At 69.2% G+C, this 8,549-nt stretch carries 1 protein-coding gene; it reads right to left on the bottom strand.

Going from position 1 to position 8,549, the window contains the following annotated elements; all coding sequences use genetic code 11:
- Positions 1-8,549: non-ribosomal peptide synthetase (locus FHS39_RS25045; protein ID WP_184351771.1), on the bottom strand; the 8,549-nt coding region annotated here is incomplete at both ends.

Here is an 8,549-nt window from a genome sequence, read left to right as displayed (position 1 = left end):
GCACCAACACCCAGCCCCAGCAGATGACGGGCCAACTGGTTCGAGCGCTTCTCCAGCTCCTCATAGCTCAGCCGCTCATCAGCACACACCACCGCGACCAATTCGGGGCTGGAAGCCGCCTGAGACTCGAACATCTCCAGCGCACTGCCACCCGGCCACTCAACCGCCTCACCAGCAAGGCCGACCCGCGCACCCTCCGGAAGACACGCCGCCGACGCATCCCCATCAAAGTCCGCAGCCATCGCCTCCAGCACCAACCGGTACATCGAGGCAAGACGACCCAGGTCGGCCCGGCTGATGACGTCCGTCGTCGTGCCCAGGTTGATATTGCCGCCGGTGGGAATCACGTTCATCGCGAACTCATTGATTCCGTCGTTCAGTCCCTGGGCGACATCGACCTTTTCCCGGTCGACGTGGTGGAAGTCGAGGTACTCGAACAGGACGGAGAGCAGGTGGCGAGAGTTCCCGGATTCGCGCTGGATGGCCGGCAGCGGGTACCGCCGGTGCGTCCAGATCTCCACCTCCTGCGCATACACCTGCTCGACCAGCTCACGCCACGTACCCATCGGCCGGACGGCCGGGAACGGAATCGTGTTCAGGTGCATACCCAGCACCCGGTCCGCTCCAGGAGCCTCCAGACGGCCGTGGAACACCACACCCGTATGGAAAGCATCATCCGACGTGACTGCACTCATCACCTTCAAGTGTGCAGCCAGCAGCACACTCTTCAGCGACGTATTCGCCTTCAGCGCCAGACCCCGAAGACCCTCCTCAAGATCAGCGAACGGCACCCGAACACCATGACGCTCCCCCGAAGCCTCCGCTGCGCCCGACCACGTTGCCGGAAGTCGCAACGGAGCATGCCCGTCCACGACACCCCGCCAGAACGAACGGTCGGCCTCACTCGCCAGTGACTCCAGTTCCGCGGCGATGAAGTCGGCGTACCGGACGGAGGGTGCCTCGTATTCGGGCAGTTCACGGCCGGCGCGGAGGTGCTGGTAGCACTCCACGATCTCCATCATCAGGGCGTTGTAGCTCCAGCCCTCGGAAATGGCGTGGTGGTAGGTGAAGTTGAGCCGCCAGGCGTCGTCGCTGTCGACGAGAGCGGTCACGTGCAGCAGCGGGGCCGTGGTGAGGTCGAACACCACCGCGTGCTGCTGCGCGACGAACTCCGTCCTCAGCCGCTCCTGCTCCTGGGCGTCCAGGCCGCGCAGGTCCCGTACGGTCACCGGGTAGCCGGCGGTCGCATGGACCAGCTGCAGCGGCTGCGAGTAGCCGCTCAGGTGCATCGACGTGCGCAGGATGTCGTGGCGGCCCGCCACCGTGTCGACCGCTTCTTGGAGAGCGGCCAGCGAGAGCGGCTCGTCGTCGCGGATCCTGAACGAGTTGAGGTTGTGGTAGACCGCCCGGCCCTCGGGGCTCGCCGCCATCGTCTCGGCCAGCATGCCCGTCTGGATCTGCGACATCGGGTACGCGTCGACGACGTCCGCCGGCAGCGCGGCCCGGTCCTCGTCGCTGATCAGGGCGAACGGCGCGATCGCGTTGATCAGCGACTCACCGGCCTCCTGACCCGACAGACGACGCGCGAGCGCCGCGATGGTGCGGTATTCGAAGACGTCCGGGATCGACACGTCGTAACCGACGCTGCGGATCGCCCCGACGAGGCGCACGGCCCGGAGGGAGTCGCCGCCGAGGTCGAAGAAGCTGTCCTCGGTGCTCACCCGCTCCACGCCCAGGACGTCCGACCAGATGACCGCCAGGCGCTCCTCGACGGGCGTCTGCGGGGCCACGAACCGGCTCGCGCCGAAGGCCTCGCGGTCCGGTGCCGGCAGCGCACGGTAGTCGACCTTGCCGCCGCTGATCAGCGGGATGGCGTCGAGGGCGACGAAGGCCGCCGGAATCATGTAGGCGGGCAGGGTGGTGCCCAGGTGCTCGCGCAGCAGGCTCGCGTCGGGGGCCGAGTCGTTCCCGACCACGTAGGCGACGAGCGACTTCTCACCGCTCTCGGTGACCGGGGCGGCGACGACTGCCTCGCGGACCGCCGGGTGCTCGCGGAGCCGGGCCTCGATCTCGCCGAGCTCGATGCGGTAGCCGCGAACCTTCACCTGGCTGTCGATACGGCCGAGGAAGTCCAGCGAACCGTCCGCCAGACGCCGCGCCAGGTCACCGGTGCGGTAGAGCCGCGCGCCCGCCGGACCGAACGGGTCCGGGACGAACCGCTCCGCCGTCAGGCCCGGGCGTCCGAGGTAGCCACGGGCCAGGCCGGGGCCTCCCACGTAGATCTCGCCGGGCACACCGGTCGGTACGAGCTCCTGCTGCGCGTCCAGCAGATGGACCCGCAGGTCGCCGATCCGGTGACCGAGGTGGCTCCTGGACGGGTGCTCGAAGTCGTCCGCGGCGAGCTCGTGGAGGGTGCAGTGCACCGTGATCTCGGTCGGACCGTAGAGGTTGATCAGCGCGGTCCGGTCCAGCCCCGTCCTGGCGACCCACGGCCGCACTGCGGTGACCTCCAGCTTCTCGCCGCCGAAGACGATGGCCCGCAGGTTCAGCCGGTCGATCCGGGCGTCCCCCTCGTCGGCCATGGCGGCCAGGGAACGGAAGGCCGAAGGGATCTGGCACAGGACGGTGACCCGCTGGGTGACCAGGAGGTCGAGCAGGTCCTCGGGGGAACGGCTGACCTCCGGCGGCACGATCACCAGTCGGCCACCGTGCAGCAGCGCGCCCCACATCTCCCACACGGAGAAGTCGAAGGCGAAGGAGTGCGACTGCGTGACGACGTCACCGGCGGAGAAGTGCATCTGCTCACGGATGGTCGCGAACATCCGCAGGACGTTGGCGTGTGTGAGCGTGACGCCCTTCGGCTTCCCGGTGGAGCCCGAGGTGTAGATGACGTACATCAGGCTGTCTGCTGTGCCGACCGGGGTCGGGTCGTCGGCCGGCCGGGCCGCGATCGCCTCGCAGTCGTCGTCGCCGTCGAGGAGGACCAGGTCGCCGTCGTAGACATCGGCGAAGGCCGTCACGTGCTCCGCCCTGGTGACCAGGATCGGGGCGTTCGAGTCGCCGAGGATGTACGTCAGGCGGTCGACCGGGTTGGTCGGGTCGAGCGGCACGTAGGCCGCGCCGGACTTGAGGACGCCCAGCAGCGTCGGTACGAGATCGATGTCCCGCTCGAGCATGACGCCGACGAGCATGTCGGGGCCGGCACCGAGGGTGCGCAGGTGGTGGGCGAGGCGGTTGGCCCGCTCATTGACCTGGGCGTAGGTGAGCTCCGTGTCGCCGAAGGTCACCGCGACCGCGTCGGGCGTCGCAGCGGCCCGGTCGGCGAAGACGCCGTGGACGGAACCGTCGGAAGGCTGCTCGACGGCGGTGTTCCACTCGGTCAGCAGACGGGCACGCTCGTCCTCCGGCAGGTAGGTGGCGGTGGCGCTGCCGTCGGGGTCGGCGGCCATCGCTTCCAGCACGAGCCGGTACAGCGAAGCGAGGCGCTCAAGATTGCCCCGGCTCACCACATCGGTGCTGGTGGCCAGTTCAATGTGCTGGTCCGACGCCACCACGCTGAGCGCACATTCGTTGCTGCCCTCGTTCAGGCCGCCGTCGGTGTCCACTGCTTCGGCGTCGACCTGGTAGAAGTTCTGGTGATCGAAGAGCGTGGTGATCAGGCGCTCGCTGTTGCCCGCGTCGCGCTGGATCGCGGGGAGCGGGTAGCGCCGGTGCGCCCAGATCTCCGCTTCCTGCGCGTACACCCGCTCCACCAGTTCCCGCCACGTTCCGGACGGCCGGACCGCCGGGAACGGCACCGTGTTCAGGTGCATGCCCAGGACCCGCTCGGCGTCCGGGGCCTCCAGACGGCCGTGGTAGACGACACCGGTGTGGAAGGCGTCCTCGTTGGTGACGGTGCTCAGCACCTTCAGGTGCGCGGCAAGCAGCACGCTCTTCATCGACGCCTTCGCCCTGAGCGCCAGTCGGCGCAGGTCTCCCTCGAGGTCGGCGAACGGGACGCGGGTCCCGTGTCCTTCCTCGGCCTTGCCGGCTTCGTCGGCCCATACGGTGGGCAAGTCGAAGGGCACATGGCGGGCCGCGACGTCCTGCCAGAACGAACGGTCACTCGGGTCGGCCAGCGAGTCGAGCTCGGCGGCGACGAAGTCGGCGTAACGCACCGACGGCGCCTGGTAGTCGGGCAGCTCGCGGTCCTCGCGGAGATGCCGGTAGCACTCCACGATCTCCATCATCAGCGTGTTCAGCGTCCAGCCCTCGGAGACGGCGTGGCAGTTGCTCATGGTGAGCCGCCAGGCGCCGTCCTCCTCGACGTGCGCGGAGATGCGCAGCAGCGGGGCGGTGGCCAGGTCGAATCCGGCAGCCCACTCCTGCTCCGCGTACTCACGCCGTGCCCGGTCGAGCTCCTGGGAGTCCAGGCCACGCCAGTCGTGCACCGTGACGGGGAGCTCGGCGGTCTCGTGGACCAGCTGCAGCGGCTGTGAATAGCCGCTCAAGTGCATCGAGGTCCGCAGCATGTCGTGACGCTCGGCCACGACGTTCACGGCCTGGCGGAGCACCGACAGGGAGAACTCGCGCTCGTCCGGAATCCGGAACGAGTTGATGTTGTGGTAGACGTTCCTGCCGGCGGAGCGGGCGGCCAGCATCTCGACGAGCATGCCGGTCTGGAGCTGCGACAGCGGGTACGCGTCGACGACGTCGGCGGGCAGAGCAGCCTTGTCCTCGGCACTGATCAGCGCGAACGGGGCGACGGGGTCGATCAGCGACTCGCCGGCCACCTGACCCGACAGCCGGGCCTCCAGCGCGGCGATGGTCCGGTGCTCGAACACCTCACGCACCGACACGTCGTAGCCGGTCGCACGCAGACCGCCGACCAGGCGGACCGCTCGGATCGAATCGCCGCCGATGTCGAAGAAGTTGTCCTCGATGCCGACTTGGTGGACGTCGAGTACCTCCGACCAGATGGCGGCCAGGCGCTCTTCCAGGGGAGTGCGGGGTGCCACGTGCCGGCCTGCGGAGAACGCGCTCGCGTCCGGGGCGGGCAGGGCGCGGTGGTCGAGCTTTCCGTTGCTGGTCAGCGGGACCGCGTCGATGGTCACGTAGGCGGCGGGAACCATGTAGTCCGGCAGGCCCGCGCCGAGGTGCGCGCGGATCTCCTCCGCGTCGGCGGCTCCCTCCGGGACCACATAGGCGACGAGGGACTTGTCGCCGGCCTCGTCTGCGCGGGCGATCACGACGGCGTCCCGGACGGCGGCGTGGCCGCGCAGTGCCGCCTCGATCTCACCGAGCTCGATGCGGTAGCCGCGGACCTTGACCTGGCTGTCGATACGGCCGAGGAAGTCCAGCGAACCATCCGCCAGACGCCGCGCCAGGTCACCGGTGCGGTAGAGCCGCGCGCCCGCCGGACCGAACGGGTCGGGAACGAACCGCTCCGCAGTCAGCGAGGGACGGTTCAGATAGCCACGGGCCAGGGCCGGGCCACCAACGCAGACCTCACCGGGTACACCCACCGGCACCAGGTCGCCGTGGGCGTCCAGGAGGTGGATGCGCAGGTCGCGAAGGGGCTGGCCGATGTTGCTCCGCCCGGGCCGGTCGAGGTCGTCGGCGGTGAGACGGCGATGGGCCGAGTGCATGGTCGTCTCGGTGGGCCCGTAGAGGTTGAGCAGGGCGGGCTCGTCGAGACCCAGCCTCGCCACCCACGGCCGGAGGTCCGAGGACTCCAGCTTTTCGCCACCGAAGCACACCAGCCGCAGACCGAGCCGGTCGAAGCGCGCGTCGCCGTCACCGGCCATGGCGGCCAGGACGCGGAACGCGGTGGGGGTCTGCAGGAGGACGGTGACCTGCTCGTCGACCAGCAGGTCGAGGAAGTCGTGAGGAGAGCGGCTGATCTCGTTCGGCACGATCACCAGTCGGCCGCCGTGCAGCAGCGCGCCCCACATCTCCCAGACCGACACGTCGAACGCGTAGGAGTGGGACTGGGTCACCACATCCGTCTCGGAGAAGCCGAGTTGTCCGGCCGTTGCGCTGAAATGACGCAGCACGTTGGCGTGGGTGAGGCTCACGCCCTTGGGCTTGCCGGTCGAGCCGGACGTGTAGATGACGTAGACCATGCCGTCCGGGCCGGTCAGCGGCTCCGGGTCGGTGCCGGGCCGGGCCGCGATCGCGGCAGCGTCCCGCTCACCGTCGACGACCACGAGCTCGCCGTCGAAGAACCCGCCCACACGACCCGCCAGCGCGGTCTGCGTCACCACGATCGGCGCGCTCGCGTCACCGACGATGTATGCCAGACGGTCGTCGGGGTTCACCGGGTCGAGCGGCAGGTAGGCCGCTCCGGACTTGAGGACGCCCAGCAGCGTCGGAACCAGGTCGATGCCCCGCTCCAGCGAAACACCGACCAGCGCCTCCGGGCCGGCGCCCAGCGCACGCAGGTGGTGGGCGAGACGGTTGGCCCGCTCGTTCACCTCCGCATATGTCAGGGCACCATCGCCACAGGTCACCGCGACGCTCTCCGGCGTCCGAGCCGCCTGCGCCGCGAACACCTCATGCACACACTCGTCCACCGGGAACTCGGTCGTGGCATTCCACTCGCTCACCAGCCGCTCGAGCTCACCATCCGGAAGGCGCGCCGCAGACGCATCACCCGCGGCATCCGCAGCCATGGCCTCCAGCACCGACCGGTACATCGAGGCGAGACGCTCCAGGTTCGCCCGGCTGATCACGGACGTGGACGTGCCCAGGTTGATGTAACCGCCGCGAGCCACCGCGCTGAGGGCGAACTCGTTGGGCGACGAGTTCAGGGTGGCGTCGATGTCGACGTCGTCCTCGTCGACCTGGTGGAAGTTCTGGTGCTCGAACAGCACCTGGACCAGTCGGTCGCCTTCGCCCGCGTCGCGCTGGATCGCGGGGAGCGGGTAGCGGCGGTGCGTCCAGATCTCCGCTTCCTGCGCGTACACCCGCTCCACCAGCTCCCGCCACGTTCCGGACGGCCGAACCGTCGGGAAGGGAAGGGAGTTGAGGTGCATGCCCAGGACGCGCTCGGCGTCGGGGGCCTCCAGACGGCCGTGGTAGACGACACCGGTGTGGAAGGCGTCCTCGGACGTGAGGGTGCTCAGCACCTTCACGTGCGCGGCGAGCAGCACGCTCTTCAGCGAGGCCTTCGCCTGGACGGCGAGACGCCGCAGCCCCTCCTCCACGTCGTGGTACGGCACGTACTGGCGGTGGTATTCGGCGTCGCTGCCGTGCTCGTCGGCCCAGGTCTCCGGGAGCCGCATCGGGGCGTGGCCGGCGACGACATCCTGCCAGAACGAGCGGTCCTCGGGGTCGGCCAGCGACTTGAGCTCGGCCGCGACGAAGTCGGCGTAGCGCACCGCGAGAGGCTCGCCGACAGCGGGCTCCCGGCCCTCGCGCAGCTGCCGGTAGCAGGTCTGAATCTCCATCAGCATGGAGTGGTAGCTCCAGCCTTCGGTGATCGCGTGGCAGTGGCTGAGGGTGAGCCGCCAGGCCCCCTCCTCCTCGAGCTGGGCGGCGATGCGCAGCAGCGGGGCGGTGGCCAGGTCGAATCCGGCGGCCCACTCCTGCTCCGCGTACTCACGCCGTGCCCGGTCCAGCTCCGGGGCGTCCAGGCCACGCCAGTCGTGCATCGTGACCGAGATTTCGGCGGTCTCGTGGACCAGCTGCAGCGGCTGTGAATAGCCGCTCAGGTGCATCGAGGTCCGCAGCATGTCATGCCGCTGGGCCACGATGTCCACGGCCTGCCGCAGGGCCGCCAGGGAGAACTCGTGCTCGTCCGGAATCCGGAACGACGTGAGGTTGTGATACGTGTGCAGGTCACCGGCCTTGAGCATCTCGACGAGCATGCCGGTCTGGAGCTGCGACAGCGGGTACGCGTCGACGACGTCGGCGGGCAGCGCGGCCCGGTCCTCGTCGCTGATCAGCGCGAACGGGGCGACGGGGTCGATCAGCGACTCGCCGGCCACCTGACCCGACAGCCTGCCCGCGAGCTCGGCAATGCTCCGGTGCTCGAACACTTCGCGCACCGACACGTCGTAACCGGCCGCACGCAGACCACCGACCAGGCGAACAGCCCGGATGGAATCACCGCCGATGTCGAAGAAGCTGTCCTCGACACTCACCCGCTCCAGGCCCAGAACCTCGGACCAGACCGCGGCGAGACGCTCCTCCACCGGGGTTCGCGGTGCCACGTACCGGCTCGCGGAGAACGCGCCGAGGTCCGGCGCCGGCAGGGCGCGGTGGTCGAGCTTGCCGTTGGGGGTCAGCGGGATGGCGTCCAGCGATACGTACGCGGCGGGGACCATGTAGTCGGGCAAGCCGGCGCCCAGGTGCGTACGCAAACCGGCTGCGTCCAACTCACCGTTCTCAAGGACCACATACGCCACCAGGGACTTGTCACCGTCCTGGCCCTCACGGGCGATTACCACCGCTTCCCGGACGGCGGCGTGACCGCGCAGCGCTGCTTCGATCTCGCCGAGTTCGATGCGGTAGCCGCGGACCTTGACCTGCTTGTCGATACGGCCGAGGAAGTCCAGGGAACCGTC

The organism is Streptomyces olivoverticillatus, from assembly GCF_014203555.1.
Lineage (GTDB): Bacteria > Actinomycetota > Actinomycetes > Streptomycetales > Streptomycetaceae > Streptomyces > Streptomyces olivoverticillatus.
This window is presented reverse-complemented; position numbering and strand designations above follow the sequence as displayed.